A 16,155-nucleotide genomic window follows, 5' to 3' on the forward strand; every position below is an offset into this window, starting at 1 on the left:
CCGCAAGTACCCCGGAGCGACGGGGCATCACTTGCCCTTGGGCTCCGGCTTCGGCTTGCGCTGCCCCTTGAGGGCGGGCGCGACCGGCGCGGCCTTGGTGATGTCGAGCGCGAAGTTCTGGACCACGACGGCGCCCCGGTCACGCTCCGGGGTGCTGATCGGGTCGTTCTGAATGCTGCGACGCTTCATGGCTGTTCACCTCCTTCACCTGGTTCGACGGGTCCCTCGGGGCGGTCGCCCCGAGGCGCTCGGGGGAGCGGTGCCGACCAGGCGTGCCCGGCGAACCGGACCATCGCGGCCAGCACCGATCGGTGGTCGGCGGTCCGGCGGCTGTAGTGGCCGCCGTCCACCCAGAGCAGCTCGTGGGGCACCGCCAGCCGGCGCAGGTCCGCGGCGTACCGGGCCACCTGCCCGGGCGGGCACCGCTCGTCGGTCCGCGAGGCGACCAGCAGCACGGGCGAGCGGACCAGGTGCACGTACGCGCGCGGGTCGGCCGCGCGGTAGCGCTCGGGGACCTCGTCCGGGGTCCCGCCGAACAGCTGCCGGTCGAGCTCGCGCAGAGCGGGCGTGGTGGTGCGGTAGGCGGCGGGGTAGTCCGCGATCGGCTGGGCGGCCATGCCGAGCGACCACAGCTCCGGCTGCGCGCCCATCGCCAGCAGGGCGAGGTAGCCGCCCCACGAGAATCCGCACAGGCCGGTGCGGTCCGCGAGCGCCGTGCCGTCGGCGACCAGCTCGGCGCGGACGGCGGCGAGGTCCTCGATCTGCGCCAGCCCGACCCGGTGGCCGTACTCGTGCTGCCAGCGGGCGCCGTAGCCGGTGGAGCCGCGGTAGTTGGTGCGGACCACCGCGTAGCCCTGCTCCACCAGGACGTTGACGCGCGGGTCGTAGGAGTCCCGGTCGTGGGTGGCCGGGCCGCCGTGCACCAGGAACAGGGTCGGCCACGGACCGGCGCCGGCCGGGGTGGTGACGAAGCTGTGGATGGGCCCGTACGGCCGGGGCGTCCAGCGCCGGGTGCGGGAGGTCCCGTCGCCGGGGTCGGGGTGGTCCGCAGCGTCCGGCGCGCCGGGCCGCAGGACGAGGGGGCGGGGCGGCGTCGACTCGCGGCTCCAGACGCAGTGCAGGGTGCCGTCGGGGGCGCAGGACAGGTCGTGGATCGTGCCGCCGGGGGTGCCGATCTCCCGGGCGGGCGGGGCCTGTTCGGCCTGGCCCGGTGCGGTGGCCGGCGGGTCGAGGTCGGCGAGGAGGAGCCGGCTCCGTCCGGCTCGCTCGTGCTGGATCAGCACGCCGCGCGGCCCCTGGTACCAGCCGGCCGTGATCTGCGAGTCGAACGACAGCCGCGGATGGCGGCGCAGCCCCGTGCTCGCCCGCCAGGTCGCGACGGCGTAGCGGTCGTCCTCCTCGACCACCAGCAGCAGTTCCGGTTCGAGCGGCGCGAGCGGGTTGAACTCGATCGGCCAGAGCCGGACCCGGTCGTTCCCGGGGAGCCGCAGCGGGTCGGCCTCATGGCCGTCCGTCCGGGCGCCGGTCGGCAGGAGGACCACGGCGTCGTCCCCGTCGGGCTGCCCGGCGAGGGCGATCAGTCCGCCGTCCGGCGACAGGTCGGCCAGGCTCAGGTACCCCGGCGCCGATCCGATCAGCCGGGCCTCGCCCGCGGGCGGTCCGACGTAGCAGTGCGAGGCGTCGTCGGTGCCGACGGCCACCGCCGCGAGCGCGCCCGTCCGGTCGAAGGCGACCCCGTACGCCCGCCCGGCCGGCACGCCGTGCAGCGCCTCGCCGCCGGTCCCGCCGGCGAACGGCTCGCGTCGCCACCGGCCCTCCCCGGTGCTGTCGGCGTCGAACCACCAGATGGCGCCGCCGTCCGGCTCGATCTCGCTCAGATGGACGCCGCCCGGGCGGTCGGTGACGACCCGGCGCCGCCCCGTCCCGAGGTCCCAGGCCACCGCCTGCCAGCGTTCCTCGACGAGCCGGGTCTCGACGGCCCGGTCGGCCGCGAGCGCGGCGAAGCCGGGGGACTGGAACGCCTGCGTCACGGACCCGGCCCTTCCGGCTCGATGGTGGGAACAGGCTGCGCTGAACGTCCGTTGAGCGAGTGAACCGGCGTGAAGGAACTGCCACTTGTGGAGGGGCGCGGTCCACTCTAGGGGGGTGCCGTGGCCGCGTACAGACATCTCGCACGGATGGCCGAAAGGTGGCCGAAGTGAATGCGGGTCGGCAGGAATGCGTCCGTGTCGAGAACGCGGGGCGGGGGAAGGCCCGGCGGTGTCCCGCCGGGCCCGGCCCCCGTGTGCGGCGCGCCGTCAGCGGCAGAGGGCCGTGTCGATCGCGTCGGTCATGCGCCGGGCGGTGGGCGCGTCGGGGATGGCGGTGACGGCGATGTTCACGGCCCGGCCGTCCTCCGTGACGCCGCCCCGGGTCCGGTAGCTCGCGGCGGTGCCGCCGTGGCCCCAGACGAGGCCGCCGCAGGGCAGCGGCCTGCTCTGGATCCCCAGGCCGTAGCGGATGCCGGGGCCCAGGAGCTCGGCCGCGACGGTGGTGCGCATCTCGGCGAGCTGGGCGGCGGGCAGCAGGCGGCCCGTCAGCAGCGCGCCGTAGAAGGAGTTGAGGTCGGTGTTGGTGGACACCACCGCCCCCGCGGCCCAGGCCATCGAGGAGTCCATCGCGGTGTAGTCGACCAGCGGCGCGTCCGGGGCGGTGCGCAGGTAGCCGTGCGGGTGGGGCTCGTGGATCGTCATGTCCCCGGTGACGGGGAAGTAGGTGTGGCGCAGGCCGATCCGGTCGATGACGCGCCTGGTGACCTCCTCCCCGAAGGGGCGGCCGGTGACCTTCTGGATCAGCAGTCCGGCCACCAGGTAGTTGGTGTTGCTGTACATCCAGCCGGTCCCGGCGGGGAACAGCGCCTTCTGGGCCAGCGCGCCGTCGAGGAGTTCGCGCGGTTCGAAGTAGCGGTACTGGACGGCGGTGAAGTCGGCCAGCGCGGGGGCGTCCATGTAGTCGGGCAGGCCGCTGGTGTGCTGGAGCAGCTGGCGGACCGTGATCTGCCGGCCGTCGAAGCCGTCGCCGCGCAGGAGGCCGGGCAGGTAGGTGTCGACGGCCGTGTCGAGGCCGACCCTGCCCTCGGCGACCAGTTGCAGGACGACGACGGCCGTGAAGGCCTTGGTGTTGCTGCCGGCCCGGACCTGCCCGTCGACCGGGACCCGGGCCCCGGTGGCCAGGTCGCCGACACCGGCGGTGTAGGTGCGGCTGCGGCTGTCGCGGCCCTTGACGGTGGCGAGGGCGGCGGGCAGCCCGTCCTCCTTCACCAGCGCGTCGAGGTGCTGCTGCACGGCGTCCGGCCGCGGTGCGGCGGAGGCCGTGGACGGGGCCGGGACGAGGGCGGTCAGGGCGAGCCCGGCGGTGGCCGTGGCCGTCAGGGCGTACCGCGCGAGGCGGATGCGGTGCGCCCGGCGCTGCGGGGCGGGTTCGTTCATCGGGACTCCACTGCGGGAAACGAGGTGCGAGGTGCGAGGCGGTGCGGCCGGGTGGCCGGTGCGGGGGGTCAGCGGCAGAGCGCCTCGTCCACCGCCCGCTCCACGTGCTTCGCGGTGTCACCGTCCGGGATCGTCGTCACGGCGACGTTCACGGCGCGGCCGTCCTCGGTGATGCCGCCTGCGGTGTCGTAGCCCGGGATCGTCCCGCCGTGGCCCCAGGCGACGCCGCCGCAGGAGAGCGGGCGGCTCACCAGGCCGAGCCCGTAGCGGACCCCGGGGCCGACGGCCTCGGCGGGGACGGTGGTGCGCATCTGGGCGAGCTGGGCCGCGGGCAGTAGGCGGCCGCCGAGCAGCGCGCCGTAGAACCTGGTGACGTCCGTGTTGGTCGAGACGACCGCGCCGGCCGCCCAGCCCCAGGACGGGTCCAGCTCCGTGTAGTCGCGCAGCGACCCGTCCGCGGCGCGCTGGTAGCCCTTGGGGTGGGCCTCGTGGATCGTCATGTCCCCGGGGACGGGGAAGTAGGTGTGGCGCAGGCCGATCCGGTCGATGACGCGCTTGGTGATCTCCTCGCCGAGCGGGCGTCCGGTGACCTTCTGGATGATCAGGCCCGCCAGCAGGTAGCCGGTGTTGTTGTACTCCCACTGGGTGCCGGGCGCGAACTGGGCCTTCTGGGCCAGTGCGGCGTCGAGGAGTTCGCGCGGCTCGTGGTACCGCTTGGGGTCGTTGAGCACGCCCTCCTTGTCCACGTACTCGGGCAGGCCGCTGGTGTGCTGGAGCAGCTGGCGGACCGTGATGTTCCGGCCGTCGATGCCCTCGCCGCGCACCAGACCGGGCAGGTAGGCGTCCACGCTCGTGTCCAGGCCGACCTTGCCCTCGGCGACCAGCTGCAGGACCACGACGGCGGTGAACACCTTGGTGTTGCTGCCGATCCGCACCTGTCCGTCCACCGGCACCCTGGCCTTGGTGGCCGCGTCGCCGACGCCGGCGGTGTAGGTGCGGGTGCGGCCGTCGCGGCCCTTGACGGTGGCGAGGGCGGCGGGCACGCCGTCCTCCTTCACCAGTGCGTCGAGGCGCTGCTGCACGGCGTCCGGCCGCGGTGCGGCGGAGGCCGGGGTCGGTGCCAGGACGCCGGCCGCCACCGCGGCGGCCACCGCGGTCACGGCCGCGGCCACGCCGCGCCGGCCGCCGCGGAGGCGGTTCGGAAGGTGGTGCTGCGGTGCGTGCTCGTTCACGGTCACGGGAAATCCCCTCTGGTCAGGGCGCCGGAGCTGTTCTCGGCGTACTTCAAGAGGACCATCCGACGGACCGTCGATCCGTCCGCACCGGGAACGAGACCGCACCCGGGAACGTGCTCCGGGTCGGGGCCGGGCACGGGACCGTACTCCCGGCGTCGGGCCGGTCACCTGGGCCCGTGGGTGATGCTCGGCAAGACCTTCAAGGGGCTGATCGACCGGACGCTCGGCCGGCGGACCGCCGAGTCGCCCGTCCGGGAGACCGGGCGGGACGCCCGGACGGTGCTCGTCCGGCCGGAAGTGGTCGTCGTGGTCGCCTTCGATGGCCTCCAGGGCAGCCCCCGCTGCCCCGCCGGACCGGCCCTGTGGTTCGCCCGGGTGGTGCGCTGCCGGCCGGAGAGGAACGCCGCCGAGGCCGAAGCGGTGACCTCCGTAGGGGAGTTGACCAGCTCGGGAGGCTTGTGAGGCCGTCCGCGCGGCCGGGTCCACCGATCTGTCCGGCGAAGCGCCGCGCATTGAAACACATTGCGCCGCCACGGGCTTTCACACACAGGAGCAGAATCGGCCATTCTCGATCCGGCCACCGTACCTCCCCGTGAACGGATCAGTGACGGCTAGGTTGACCGTGACAACGAGAGGCGGCCGCCGGGCAGCCGGCGTCGCCCTGGCGAAAGGTGCCCGACATGCAGGTGAGCGTCGACCGGGACCGTTGCTGCAGCTCCGGCATGTGCGTGACGAACGCCCCCTCGGTCTTCGACCAGGACGACCGGGACAGCCTCGTGAGGCTCCGTCAGACCGTCCTGCTGCCCGAGCAGTTCGACGACGCCAGACTCGCAGCCGAGCTCTGCCCGGGCCGGGCGATCACCGTCACCGGGGACGAGCCCGCGCGGACCGGGGCCTGACGGACCCCGCCGCCGGCCCCGCAGGCCGCCGGGACCCTACCCGGGCCCCGAACCCCACGAGAACACCCGCGACGTGAGGAAACCCCTGCCTTGACCACCGCACCCACCACCCCCGTCCTCCCGCTGCTGCCGGCCCGGCACTCCGGCAGCTGTCCGTTCGGCCCGCCGCCCGCGTACTCCGAGGCCGCCGCCACCGGGCCGGTGACCAGGGCCGAGCTGCCCGACGGCGACCTCTGCTGGCTGGTCACCGGTTTCGCCGAGGTCCGCACCGTGCTGTCCGACCGCCGGTTCAGTGCCGACATACGCCACCCGTCCTTCCCGCTGCTGATCGCCGGTGCTCGCGAGCTGATCACCGACAATCCGGACTTCCTGCGGCTCGACGACCCCGAGCACGCCCGCCAGCGCCGCATGCTCACCGGGGAGTTCCTGGTCAAGCGGGTGGAGGCGCTGCGCCCGGAGATCCAGCGGATCGTGGACGAGGCACTCGACCGGATGACCGCGGGCCGGACCGCGGCCGACCTGGTCACCGACTTCGCGCTGCCGGTGCCCTCGCTGGTGATCTGTCTGCTGCTCGGCGTGCCGTACGAGGACCACGACCGCTTCCAGAACCTGAGCCGCACGATGCTCAACCAGGAGAGCACCGTGGAGCAGCTCCGGGAGGCCCAGGAGGAGGTCCGGGACTACCTGGCCGACCTGACGGCCCGCAAGCGCGCACAGCCGGAGGACGACCTCCTCAGCCGACTCGCGGCGCGGGACGACCTGACCCCGGACGACGTGGCCGGCACGGCCGTGCTGCTGCTGATCGCCGGGCACGAGACGACCGCGAACATGATCGCGCTGTCGACCGCGCTGCTGCTGGAGCACCCCGAGCAGATCCCCGGCCTGGCCGACCCGGCCACCCTGCCGGGCGCGGTGGAGGAGCTGTTGCGGCTGCTGACCATCGTGCACACCGGCCTGCCCCGGGTGGCGCTGGAGGACGTGGAACTGGGCGGCGTCACCGTCCGGGCCGGGGAGGGCGTGATGGCGATGCTCTCCACCGCCAACCGGGACGAGGCGGTGTTCGGCGGCGCCGGCCATCGGGCGACGGACGAGCTGGACCTGGACCGGGACGCCCGGCGGCACCTGGCGTTCGGCTTCGGCGTGCACCAGTGCCTGGGCCAGCCGCTGGCCCGCGCCGAACTCCAGATCGCCCTGGAGACGCTGTTCCGCCGGCTGCCGGGGCTGAGGCTGACCGGTGAGCGCGAGTTCCGCACCGAGTCGTTCATCTACGGGATGCGGTCACTGCCCGTGACCTGGTGAGCGGGGCCCAGGGGAGAACCCGGTCGCAAGCCGGTACGACAAGCGCGGATACGGCACGGGCCGTTGCCGTAGGCCGCGCTGTCGGGCTTCTCCCGCGGACAGGGGCGGACAGGGCCTGCCGGGCCCTGTCCGCGGGACACGGATCTTCTCCCGTACCGGCTCGAACTGCGTGCGGTCCGCCCGCTGCCCCGGCGTGACGACCGGGGACGGCGGGCGGCACCGGCCGCCCGCGCTCAGGCGGACCTAGGCTCGTTCGGTGCGCAACCGGTGACGGGTGCGCACCAGGATCCGCCCGAGCATGTTCCTGCCGTTCCCGGTCCTGCCGCGGCCCCAGTAGTGGTCGGTGGTGGTGTCCTCGACGATCTCCTCGTCACCGGTGGACAGCAGGACGTCGCGGATGTCGGCGTGCGCGCGGAACTTGGCCGCCACCGCGCGGCGCATCACGTCGTCCTTGACCCGCTCCCAGTCCCTCCGCAGCGGCCTCGCAGGGTCACGGCCCAGCTCCGCCGCCCGCAGCGGCGTGCCCGCCCGCCGGACGAGTTCCGCGTGGCGGGTGCCCCTGAACTTCTGCGCCTGGAAGTAGTGCTCCGAGGTCGGCCACCAGACCCCGTCGAGGTCGAAGCCGTGATCGGAGAAGTTCGAGAAGCATCCGTAGGGGACTTCATCGGCGCCGTAGAAGTGGATCGTCATGGGAACCTCGCGGGAGTGGCGGAAGCCGCACCGTGCCAGGCGCACTCCGGACCCCGCAACCGGATATCTCCGCCGGGCCGGACCGCCGGTGCGGCGGTGCGGGCCGTTGGCACGTTGTCGACGCGTTGTTGACGGGCCGCTCCCAGGCTGGGGGGACAGCACACCCCGCAGCGAAAGGAAGGGACTCCCATGCGCATGCGTGGTCTCCTCGCAGTAGTCGTGGCCTCGGTGGCGGCCCTCGGCCTGGCCGCACCGGCCTCGTCCGCCGCACCGGCCAAGGACGCCGAGCCGATCGAGAAGGTCAGCGGCAGGACCCACGTCCTGATCAACCCGGCGGACGCCGGCCGCACCAACTGGAACCCCGAGAAGCAGAGCACCCTCGACGGCGAGCCGCTGACGATCCCCACGACCGTACCGACCGTCGCCCCGAAGGCCGGTGCGGAGGCCGCCGCCGGTCCGACGGCCGCCGCCAGCGTCTGGGGCACCACGGGCCGGCTGCGCACCGGGGGCGGCGTCTGCACCGCCAACGTCGTCTCCAGCGCCAACCGCGATGTCATCGCCACCGCCCGGCACTGCGTGGAGGGCGGGCACGACTTCGAGTTCGCCCCCAACTACGACGCGGGGAACGCCCCCTACGGCTGGTGGACCTGGCGGTCGGCCGGCTGGGTCGACGCTCCCGCTCCGCAGGGCGACATCGCGTTCATCGTGCTGAACACCCAGAACGGCCGACACATCGCCGATGTCGTCGGGGCCACCGGGATCGGCTTCAACCAGCCCGTCAACAACTACGCGCACATCATCGGCATCCCCGGGAGGAAGGACGCCAAGGACGAGCACATGCTTTGGTGCGGCGGGCAGCCGGTGGCCGGCCCCGAGCAGCCGTCCACCGCGCTGATCGACAACTGCATCGGGCTCGACGGAGGTTCCAGCGGCGGACCGTTCTTCGTGAACTACAACCAGAACGACGGCTCGGCCGTGCAGACCGGCGACTTCGTCACGGGCTACAGCTGGCAGGGCAAGTGGTGGGCGGTGAGCGCCTACTACCGTGACGACGCCTACAACGTCTTCAACGGGGCGCAGCACGCCTGAGCGCGCGCACGGCACCGAGCCCCCGCCGGCCTCCGGCGGGGGCTCTCCCGTGGCCCCGGGGACGCGGATCCGCCGTGCGGATGCGAGGGTGGGCCCCGTGAACGAGACGATCATGGCAGCCGCCCGCGAACGGGCCGCCGGACACCGGCGACGCTTCGACCTCCGCTTCGAGGCCTACTTCGCCGCCCTGCCGGACCGCCTGGACACACCGCCGCTCAGCCGCTTCACCCCGCGCTGCCTGGAACTGCTGCGGGACCTCTCGCTGCGCGGCGGCAAGCGGCTGCGGGTCGCCCTGCTGTACGAGGCCGCCCGCCTGGTGACCACCGACCCGGTACCCGGCCTGGCGGAGGCCGCGCTGAGCATCGAACTGCTCCAGACGCACGGGCTCGTCCACGACGACCTCATCGACGACGCGCCGGTGCGCCGCGGCGGCCCCTCCACCTACTACGCCTACCGTCGCGAGTTCCCGGAGGCGGACCGCACCGCCCTCGGCCTGGCCGTCCTGGCGGGGGACCTCGCCGCCTTCCTCTCGATGCGGGTCCTGCTGGACGCGGACGTCCCGGCCGAGCTGCGCCAGACGATGCTGGAGGTGCAGCTGAACGCCGGGGCCGAGACGGTCGCCGGTCAGATCGTCGACCTCGAACGGGACTTCGTGGCACTCCCGGACGAGGAGTTCCTGCACACCGTCTGCGAGTACAAGTCCACCCGGTACTCCGTGCTCGCCCCGCTGCGGCTGGGGCTGCTGGCGGCCGGCGAGGACCTGGCCCGGCACGACGCACGGCTGCGCCGGTACGCGACCGTGGTCGGCATCGGCGGCCAGCTGCGCGACGACTACCTGGACCTGTTCGGGGAGGAGGACGCCACCGGCAAGTCCACCGGCGCCGACCTCCGGGCGGGCCGCCGCAGCTACGCGCTGAGCGCGCTGCTGGCGAGCGCGGACGAGGCGGGGCGGGCGGTGGTGGAGTCCGCACTCGGCGATCCGCACGGCACCGCCGACACGGTCGACCGCGTCCGCGAGCTGGCCCGGCAGCTGGGAGTGGACGCGAAGCTCCGCGCCGACATGCGCCGCTGCGCCGACGCGGCCCGCGCCGAGGCGTCGGCCTGGCGCCCGCACTGGCGGGAGGAGGCGGTGGCCTTCTTCGAGGGCCTGCCGCTGCTGAACGTGGTCCCGGGCGACTGAGCGACCGGCCGGGGCCGAGCGCCTTCCGGCGGGCTCCGGCCTCGGGACCACCGCGGCGACGGCGTCACCGTCCCCCTGCTCCGCGCGGCCGGCGCGGCCCTCGGTGTCGCCGAGGTCGGGGCGCTCACCGTCGGCCGGGCCAACCGGCTCCTCGGGTGGCGCCGGGTGATGTTCGCCGATCTGCTCGGGACCCTCGCCATGATGGCGGTGCCCGCGCTGACCGCCGATCTCCGGGCGGTCGCCGCCGCGGCCTTCGCGGGCGGCAGGGGCGGGGCGCTGTGGACGGTCACTGCGCGCACCGTCGGGCAGCGCCTCGTCCCCGACGCCGTGCTCGGCCCATGGGCCTGCCACGTGACCGGCGCGGACACGTGGCAGGCCGGGCCGCTGCGCGGTACGCCCTCATCCGCGTGCCGGGGTCAGGACCCGCTGTGCGACCTCGCCCGGTAGGTGCGTTTCTTGGCGAGGGCGCCGCAGGTCTTCATCGAGCACCAGCGGCGGGCGCCCGCGCGGGAGGTGTCGACGAAGGGTGTGCCGCACGCGGGGTTCCCGCAGATGCGGACGCGGTCGCGGTGGTCCGAGCGGCAGAGCTCGATCAGGTCCCGCGCGACCAGGGAGAGCGCCGCCGCGACCTTGTCCCCGTGCCGGCGCACCGAGGCCGCGTCGGCCGAGAGCTCGGGCACGGACGGGGGCTCGGCTGCCGCGCCGTTGATCAGCGCGATGTCCTCGCGGGCGGGCGCGGCTTCGTCCGCCAGGGCCTGGCCGGTCCGCTGGATCGCCTCGCGCAGTCGTCTGGCCCCGTCCAGGTCGGCTTCGGTGCAGGCCGGCGCCACGGTGGTGCAGCCGCTCTCCACGCTCCACCGGCCCAGATCCTCCGGTCGGGCCAGCCGTTCGAAGGGCGTGTCCGTGCCGCGATCGGCCAGGGTGCCAGCGAAGGCGAAGCAGAGCCGCGCGTCGTCGAAGCGGAAGTCGGCCTTGGCGCGCTGGCGTCCTTCGCGTCGACCGTCCTTGTCATCCATGTCCACCACTTTATGCGGTTGACATCGCGACGGGCAAGCGCCTAGCTTTCAGGTCCACCGCTTCAACAGGTGGACTTCGAAAACCTTTCGCCGCATCACGAGCCACGAGGAGGCCGCGTCCATGCGCGCCGCAGTCATCGAGGAACTCAACAAGCCGCTCGTCGTCCGCGACGTGCCCGACCCCGTCTGCCCGCCGGACGGCGCGATCCTGCGCGTCGGCGCCAACGGGATCTGCCGCACCGACTGGGCCCTGTGGGCCGGGAACTTCTGGACCGGCGGGCCGAGCGTCAAGCCCCCGTTCGTCCTCGGCCACGAGTTCGCCGGCACCGTCGTGGAGGTCGGCCGCGAGGTCCGGGACTGGCGGGAGGGCGACCGGGTCATCTTCCCGATGAACCCCGGCGAGGGCTCCTGCGAGATGTGCCGCAGCGGAAACCAGCAGGTGTGCGAGCACGTGGACTCGCTCGTGCCCGGGGTGTCCTACTGGGGCGCGTTCGCCGAGTACGTCATGGTCCGCTTCGCCGACGTCAACCTGGTCCGGATGCCGGAGTCCGTCGGCTTCACGGACGTCGCCGCGCTCGCCTGCCGCTACATGACCGCCTTCCACGGCGTCGTCGACCAGGCGAAGGTCCGCGGCGGCGAGTGGGTCGCGGTGTACGGGGCCGGCGGCGGCATGGGCCTGTCGACGGTGGAGATCGCCGCGGCGACGGGCGCCAACGTCATCGCGATCGACATCACGGACGAGAAGCTGGAGGCCGCGCGGGCCCTGGGCGCGGTCCACACCGTCAACGCCGCCACGGACGACCCGGCGGAGGCGGTCAAGACCCTCACCGGCGGGGGCGCGCACGTGTCGGTCGACTCCGTGGGCATCGCCGAGGCCTGCCGAAACTCCGTGCTGTCCCTGCGCACCCGCGGCCGGCACCTCCAACTCGGGCACACCACCGCCGCGGAGAAGGGGGATGTCGCGCTGCCGATCGACGTCATGATGGTCAAGGAGCTGGAGTTGCTGAGCGCCTTCGGCATGCAGGGCCAGCGGTTCGGCACCATGCTGAACATGATCGCCGCCGGCCGCCTCGACCCCGGCCGCATCGTGACCCGCACCGTCGGCCTCCACGAGGCGAGCGGGGTGCTGGAGTCCCTGGAGGCGTACGGACCCACCGGCGTCGTCGTCATCGACGAGTTCCGGGCCTGAGCCGTCCCACCCGGTGCCGCCCCGAGCGGCACCGCCATGGAAAGAAAGTAGGCACGATCATGCCCGCTTCCCGTCTGCTGATGGACCGGGAACTGAGCCAGGCACTCGACGGCGTCCCCATGACGCCCAACGGCGCGTTCGACCTGACGAACCTCGCAGCGACCCGCGCGGCGTTCCGCGCCCAGGCCGAGGCGGCCGCCGAACACGAGCCCGACGACCCGTCGGTCACCGTGGAGGAGCACCGCATCGGACGGGAGGACGGCCCCGACGTGCCGGTCCGCCTGCTGCGGCCCGCGACCGCCCGGGGACCGCTGCCGGTGATGCTCTGGTTCCACGGCGGTGGCCAGGTGCTCGGTTTCGCCGCCCAGGACGATCCCTGGCTCAAGCGGTTGTCCTCGCGACTCGGCTGCGCCGTCGCCGTGGTCGACTACCGGCTCGCCCCGGAAACACCCGCCCCCGGTGCCGCCGAGGACGGCTTCACCGCCTACCGGTGGCTCGTCCGCGAAGCGGAGGCCCTGGGCCTGGACGGCGCCCGGATCGGCATCGCGGGGCAGAGCGGGGGCGGGGGCATCGCGGCGGCCACCGTCCTGCTGGTCCGGGACCGCGGCGGCGCGGCGCCGCTGTTCCAGTCGCTGACGTACCCCATGCTGGACGACCGCAATCGGACCGCGTCGAGCCACGAGATCACCGACATCGGCATCTGGGACCGCTCGACCAACCTCCTGGCCTGGCAGGCGATCCTGGGGGACCGCACCGGAACCGACGACGTCTCCCCGTACGCGGCCCCCTCCCGCGCGGAGGACCTCAGCGCCCTGCCGCCGACCTTCATCGCGGTCGGCGACCTCGACTGCTTCCGCGACGAGGACCTCGACTACGCCACCCGCCTGCGCGCCCACGGGGTCCCGGTCGAACTGCACCTCTACCCGGGCGCCTACCACGCCTTCGACCTGTTCGCTCCGGAGTCGCGGCTCGCGACCACCTTCCAGCAGACCTGGCTCAACTACCTCGCCCGCCGGTTCCAGGACACGTCCGCCCCGTGACGTGCGCCGACCGGCCGCTGTGCCGGCGGCACGGCCATCGGCGAGTGGCTGTGAACCAGAACCGGGGATGCCGCCGCGCGTCCGGCGCTGCGGCATCCCCCTGATCAAGAACCTCAGGAGAGAAGCACGATGCCCATCATCACCATCGACGCCTGGGAGGGCGCCGGCGACGAGCAGACGCAGGAACTGTTGACCGAGGTGACCGAGACCGTGCACCGCGTCACGGGCGTCCCGCGCGACAAGATCCTCGCCCTGTTCCGCGCCAACCCGGTCCAGCACTGGGCGCAGGGCGGCGTCCTCGCCTCCGACCCCGACTTCCTCGAAAAGTCGCGACAGTACTGACGTCCATGACGCGTGCGAGGCGGCGCGCGGCGATCCCGATCGCCGTGGACCGCTGATCGTGGCCCTCTCCCGGCGCCGGGAGAAGGCCACGTCGCTCGTGGGAGGCCACTGCGCAGAACTGTCACCCGCTCACTGATCGCCCACGACCACCGGGCGGCACGGGAGCAACCCGGCTACCCGCTGCGATGGCGGAGCAGGGCCGTGGCGATGGCGGCCTGGGTGGGTTCCAGGGACGTGCGGCCGTCCTCGATGTCCCAGAGGGCGTTCTGGAGGACGCGGGCGAGGGTCCAGGTGGTGGCGCGGGGGCGGTCCAGGGCGAGGGCGGCGGTGAGGAGGTCGAAGCGGCGGAGGACGGTGCGGTCGGGGGCGGCGCCGGCGGGGACCGCGGTCCAGCGTTGGTCGAGGGCGGGGAGGAGGTCGAAGCCCGGGTCGCCGGCGAGGGGTTCGGGGTCGATGGCGAGCCAGGGCTCGCGGGTGGCGGCGAGGACGTTGCCGTCGTGGAGGTCCCAGTGCAGCAGGCGGTCGCCGGGGTCGTCGAGGAGTTCGGCGACCGCCGCCGCGCAGGTCCGCAGCAGTCGTTGTTCGTCCGGGTCGCGCAGGGCGGGGGCGGCGCGGGGTGTCTCCTCCAGCATCGCCGCCGCGACATCGGCGAGGTGACGCAGGCCGGGTGGGGCGGGGACGGCGGTGAGGCGGGCCATCAGGTCGGCGAGGATCAGCAGCGCGGCGTCGTCGTCGGTGACGGCGGCCAACGAGTGGGCCGCGTCCAGCCGTTCGAGGAGGTGCGCGCCGGCCTCCTCGTCGTGGTCGAGGAGCAGGACGGCGCCGTCGCCGCCCCAGGCCTGCAGGCCCGCCGCCGCGCCCGCCGTGTCCGGGCGGGCGTGGTGCAGGCGCAGCACGGCCGGTGAGCCGTCCGCGCGTCGGACCGGCAGGGCGAGGGCGGCCATGCCGTGGGCGGGCGGACCGTCCGGCAGCAGTCTCCAGCGGGCGATGAACTCTGCTACGAGCGAAGGAAGTTCGACGATCCATCGGTGCTCGGCGGGTTTGTTCGTGCCGTACGAGGCGGCGAAGGCGCCGGGGATGTCGACCGGGCCGGTCATGCTCATGGGCACCTCCTTCGGCGGGGGCCGCGGCACGCCCCCGGGTTGTCCGGTTCCGACTCTTGCACGGACCGCCCGGCAGGGCGAACGGATGGGAATGCGCGCGAATTCGGTCACCTGACGGTGTCTCGTTCGAACGCCGCGCCGAGACTGGTCGCGGCACCCCGGTCCGGGGGGAGCGGGGTGCCACCCGGGACGGTCCCCGGACCGGGGTCCGTCCGGCAATGGCCATGCCATTGTTACAAGATGTGCCGAGTTTCTCCACAGTTGCCCCTGGGGCCCTACCATCCTGCGCGGGGGCGCCGGAGAACCCTCCTCCGGCCCGCCCGTGCGCCCTGCGCCACCGCAAATCACCTGTGAGGACACGTGTCTGACTGGTCGTTGGCGATCGACTTCGGGACCTGCTTCACCACCGCGGCCGTACGCGCCGAACCGGCCGGAGCGGTGGCGGCGGTCGAGATCGAGAACAGCCGGTACCTGCCGTCCCTGGTCTGCCTGGACGACGGCGACCGGCTGCTCACCGGCCGGGCCGCCGTCCAGCTCGCCGCCCAGCGGCCGGAGCGTGCCGAGCAGCACCCCAAGCGGGCGCTGCTCCGGCAGGCGGCCGTGCTGCTGGACGGCCGCGAGGTGGCCACCGTCGACCTGGCCGCCGCCGTGCTCGCCCGTGCGGCGGGGGAGGCGCGGGCGCAGCGCGGTGGGACGGGGCCGGTGCGGACGGTGCTCACCCACCCGGCCGACTGGTCGCCGGGTGATCTGGGCCGGCTGGTCGAGGCCGCCGGGCGGGCCGGGCTGGACGCGCCGGAGCTGCTGCCCGAACCGGTGGCCGCCGCCCGCTTCCACGCGGCGAACGCCGCTGTGAGCGCCCCGGCGGACGGGGGCGGGGACGGGCCGATCGCCGTCTACGACCTCGGCGGCGGGACCGTGGACACCGCCGTGCTCCGCCGGGAGGGCGGCGGCTTCCGGGCCGTCGCCGTCGCGGGGGATCCGGACTTCGGCGGCCGCGACCTCGACCAGGCCCTGTTCGAACTGCTCCGCGACCGGGCGCTGGACCTCGACCCCGGGCCCTGGCGGCAGCTCTGGGCCGACCGCACTCCCGCGGTCGCCCACCAACGGGCCCAGCTCGCCCGCGAGCTGACCCTGGCCAAGGAATCCCTGTCGAGCACCGGCACGGTGTACCTCGCCGTGCCGGGCTACCCGGAGCCGTTCGTCGTTCAGGGCGGCGAGTACCGGGCAGCCGTCACGCCCGCGCTCACCGCCTCGGTCGGGCTGCTGGAGCGGACCGTCACCCGGGCCGGGCTGACCCCGGCCGAGCTGGGCGCCGTGGTGCTCTGCGGGGCGGCCAGCCGGACGCCGCCGGTGGCCGACCTGGTCGCCGCCCGGATGGGCCGGATTCCCGACCTGGCCGCCGACCCGAAGGCCGCCGTGGCCCTCGGGGCGCTCACCGAACCGCCCGCCCCGGTCGGCGCCGGGGACGGGACAGCCGTCGATGGCGAGGAGAAGTGTGCGCCGGAGGCGGGCTCCGACCGCTGGGCCGTCGCCCACTACCCCGACGAGGTCGACCCCGAACTCCGGTTCTGAGCCCGACGGTCGTCCGGCCGCCCGGCCGTCCGGC

The 16,155-nt window shown here is 74.0% G+C and carries 17 protein-coding genes; 10 read left to right on the top strand and 7 right to left on the bottom strand.

Annotated elements, in window-relative coordinates; all coding sequences use genetic code 11:
* Window positions 1–27 precede the first annotated feature (27 nt).
* The 4 genes from ACFVFS_RS31625 to ACFVFS_RS31640 form a co-directional block, all read right to left on the bottom strand.
* Window positions 28–189, bottom strand: a complete 162-nt coding sequence (locus ACFVFS_RS31625; protein WP_376082793.1) for a hypothetical protein — start codon at window positions 187–189, stop codon at window positions 28–30.
* Window positions 186–2,030, bottom strand: a complete 1,845-nt coding sequence (locus tag ACFVFS_RS31630; RefSeq protein WP_380628255.1) for an alpha/beta hydrolase family protein — start codon at window positions 2,028–2,030, stop codon at window positions 186–188. The genes ACFVFS_RS31625 and ACFVFS_RS31630 overlap by 4 nt, the downstream gene beginning before the upstream one ends.
* Window positions 2,031–2,297: 267 nt before the next feature.
* Window positions 2,298–3,467, bottom strand: a complete 1,170-nt coding sequence (locus ACFVFS_RS31635; protein ID WP_380628256.1) for a serine hydrolase domain-containing protein — start codon at window positions 3,465–3,467, stop codon at window positions 2,298–2,300.
* Window positions 3,468–3,535: 68 nt separating this feature from the next.
* A complete protein-coding gene (locus ACFVFS_RS31640; RefSeq protein WP_380628269.1) occupies window positions 3,536–4,639 on the bottom strand; it encodes a serine hydrolase domain-containing protein in 1,104 nt (367 codons plus the stop codon).
* A gap of 246 nt (window positions 4,640–4,885) precedes the next feature.
* Here ACFVFS_RS31640 and ACFVFS_RS31645 point away from each other — a divergent pair, with 246 nt between their 5' ends.
* The 3 genes from ACFVFS_RS31645 (at window position 4,886) to ACFVFS_RS31655 (ending at window position 6,900) form a co-directional block, all read left to right on the top strand.
* Window positions 4,886–5,164 carry a hypothetical protein gene (locus ACFVFS_RS31645; RefSeq protein ID WP_380628257.1) on the top strand — a complete coding sequence of 93 codons (279 nt, stop codon included), beginning with the start codon at window positions 4,886–4,888 and terminating at the stop codon, window positions 5,162–5,164.
* A 218-nt stretch (window positions 5,165–5,382) separates the two neighbouring features.
* Entirely contained in the window at window positions 5,383–5,601 is a 219-nt protein-coding gene (locus tag ACFVFS_RS31650; protein WP_380628258.1) for a ferredoxin, read from the top strand.
* Between the two features lie 90 nt (window positions 5,602–5,691).
* The gene (locus ACFVFS_RS31655) at window positions 5,692–6,900 is read left to right on the top strand and encodes a cytochrome P450 (RefSeq protein WP_380628259.1); all 1,209 of its coding nucleotides are present in this window, start codon (window positions 5,692–5,694) and stop codon (window positions 6,898–6,900) included.
* A gap of 243 nt (window positions 6,901–7,143) precedes the next feature.
* Here the strand turns inward: ACFVFS_RS31655 and ACFVFS_RS31660 are convergent, their stop codons facing one another.
* Complete coding sequence (locus ACFVFS_RS31660; protein WP_380628260.1) at window positions 7,144–7,590, bottom strand: NADAR family protein; 447 nt, start codon at window positions 7,588–7,590, stop codon at window positions 7,144–7,146.
* 189 nt (window positions 7,591–7,779) lie between these two features.
* On the opposite strand from ACFVFS_RS31660, the gene ACFVFS_RS31665 reads away from it, so the two are divergent.
* The 3 genes from ACFVFS_RS31665 to ACFVFS_RS31675 all read left to right on the top strand — a co-directional run bounded on the left by ACFVFS_RS31665 (window position 7,780) and on the right by ACFVFS_RS31675 (window position 10,306).
* The gene (locus ACFVFS_RS31665) at window positions 7,780–8,679 is read left to right on the top strand and encodes a trypsin-like serine peptidase (protein ID WP_380628261.1); all 900 of its coding nucleotides are present in this window, start codon (window positions 7,780–7,782) and stop codon (window positions 8,677–8,679) included.
* Between the two features lie 97 nt (window positions 8,680–8,776).
* On the top strand, window positions 8,777–9,859 hold the full coding sequence (locus tag ACFVFS_RS31670; protein ID WP_380628262.1) for a polyprenyl synthetase family protein: 1,083 nt from the start codon (window positions 8,777–8,779) through the stop codon (window positions 9,857–9,859).
* Window positions 9,860–10,024: 165 nt separating this feature from the next.
* A complete protein-coding gene (locus ACFVFS_RS31675) occupies window positions 10,025–10,306 on the top strand; it encodes a hypothetical protein (RefSeq protein WP_380628263.1) in 282 nt (93 codons plus the stop codon).
* Here the strand turns inward: ACFVFS_RS31675 and ACFVFS_RS31680 are convergent.
* Window positions 10,276–10,875 carry a CGNR zinc finger domain-containing protein gene (locus ACFVFS_RS31680; protein ID WP_380628264.1) on the bottom strand — a complete coding sequence of 200 codons (600 nt, stop codon included), beginning with the start codon at window positions 10,873–10,875 and terminating at the stop codon, window positions 10,276–10,278. The two genes, ACFVFS_RS31675 and ACFVFS_RS31680, sit on opposite strands and share 31 nt — an antisense overlap.
* 121 nt (window positions 10,876–10,996) lie before the next feature.
* Here ACFVFS_RS31680 and ACFVFS_RS31685 point away from each other — a divergent pair, with 121 nt between their 5' ends.
* The 3 genes from ACFVFS_RS31685 to ACFVFS_RS31695 all read left to right on the top strand — a co-directional run bounded on the left by ACFVFS_RS31685 (window position 10,997) and on the right by ACFVFS_RS31695 (window position 13,446).
* A complete protein-coding gene (locus ACFVFS_RS31685) occupies window positions 10,997–12,064 on the top strand; it encodes an alcohol dehydrogenase catalytic domain-containing protein (protein ID WP_380628265.1) in 1,068 nt (355 codons plus the stop codon).
* Window positions 12,065–12,123: 59 nt separating this feature from the next.
* On the top strand, window positions 12,124–13,104 hold the full coding sequence (locus tag ACFVFS_RS31690; RefSeq protein WP_380628266.1) for an alpha/beta hydrolase: 981 nt from the start codon (window positions 12,124–12,126) through the stop codon (window positions 13,102–13,104).
* A 129-nt stretch (window positions 13,105–13,233) separates the two neighbouring features.
* A complete protein-coding gene (locus tag ACFVFS_RS31695; protein ID WP_376082813.1) occupies window positions 13,234–13,446 on the top strand; it encodes a 4-oxalocrotonate tautomerase family protein in 213 nt (70 codons plus the stop codon).
* A 173-nt stretch (window positions 13,447–13,619) separates the two neighbouring features.
* On the opposite strand, the gene ACFVFS_RS31700 is transcribed toward ACFVFS_RS31695, so the two are convergent.
* Window positions 13,620–14,549, bottom strand: coding sequence for an aminoglycoside phosphotransferase family protein (locus ACFVFS_RS31700; protein ID WP_380628267.1), 930 nt, complete (start codon window positions 14,547–14,549; stop codon window positions 13,620–13,622).
* Between the two features lie 360 nt (window positions 14,550–14,909).
* Here ACFVFS_RS31700 and ACFVFS_RS31705 point away from each other — a divergent pair, with 360 nt between their 5' ends.
* The gene (locus ACFVFS_RS31705; protein WP_380628268.1) at window positions 14,910–16,121 is read left to right on the top strand and encodes an Hsp70 family protein; all 1,212 of its coding nucleotides are present in this window, start codon (window positions 14,910–14,912) and stop codon (window positions 16,119–16,121) included.
* Window positions 16,122–16,155 lie beyond the last annotated feature (34 nt).

This window comes from Kitasatospora sp. NPDC057692, from assembly GCF_042799475.1.
GTDB lineage: Bacteria > Actinomycetota > Actinomycetes > Streptomycetales > Streptomycetaceae > Kitasatospora.

Excerpts from the sequence above, each read along its gene's own strand:
- ACFVFS_RS31625 (WP_376082793.1), bottom strand. The coding sequence starts at position 189 with ATGAAGCGTCGCAGCATTCAGAACGACCCGATCAGCACCCCGGAGCGT.
- ACFVFS_RS31635 (WP_380628256.1), bottom strand. The coding sequence starts at position 3,467 with ATGAACGAACCCGCCCCGCAGCGCCGGGCGCACCGCATCCGCCTCGCG.
- ACFVFS_RS31645 (WP_380628257.1), top strand. The coding sequence starts at position 4,886 with ATGCTCGGCAAGACCTTCAAGGGGCTGATCGACCGGACGCTCGGCCGG.
- ACFVFS_RS31650 (WP_380628258.1), top strand. The coding sequence starts at position 5,383 with ATGCAGGTGAGCGTCGACCGGGACCGTTGCTGCAGCTCCGGCATGTGC.
- ACFVFS_RS31660 (WP_380628260.1), bottom strand. The coding sequence starts at position 7,590 with ATGACGATCCACTTCTACGGCGCCGATGAAGTCCCCTACGGATGCTTC.
- ACFVFS_RS31665 (WP_380628261.1), top strand. The coding sequence starts at position 7,780 with ATGCGCATGCGTGGTCTCCTCGCAGTAGTCGTGGCCTCGGTGGCGGCC.
- ACFVFS_RS31680 (WP_380628264.1), bottom strand. The coding sequence starts at position 10,875 with ATGGATGACAAGGACGGTCGACGCGAAGGACGCCAGCGCGCCAAGGCC.
- ACFVFS_RS31685 (WP_380628265.1), top strand. The coding sequence starts at position 10,997 with ATGCGCGCCGCAGTCATCGAGGAACTCAACAAGCCGCTCGTCGTCCGC.
- ACFVFS_RS31690 (WP_380628266.1), top strand. The coding sequence starts at position 12,124 with ATGCCCGCTTCCCGTCTGCTGATGGACCGGGAACTGAGCCAGGCACTC.
- ACFVFS_RS31695 (WP_376082813.1), top strand. The coding sequence starts at position 13,234 with ATGCCCATCATCACCATCGACGCCTGGGAGGGCGCCGGCGACGAGCAG.
- ACFVFS_RS31700 (WP_380628267.1), bottom strand. The coding sequence starts at position 14,549 with ATGAGCATGACCGGCCCGGTCGACATCCCCGGCGCCTTCGCCGCCTCG.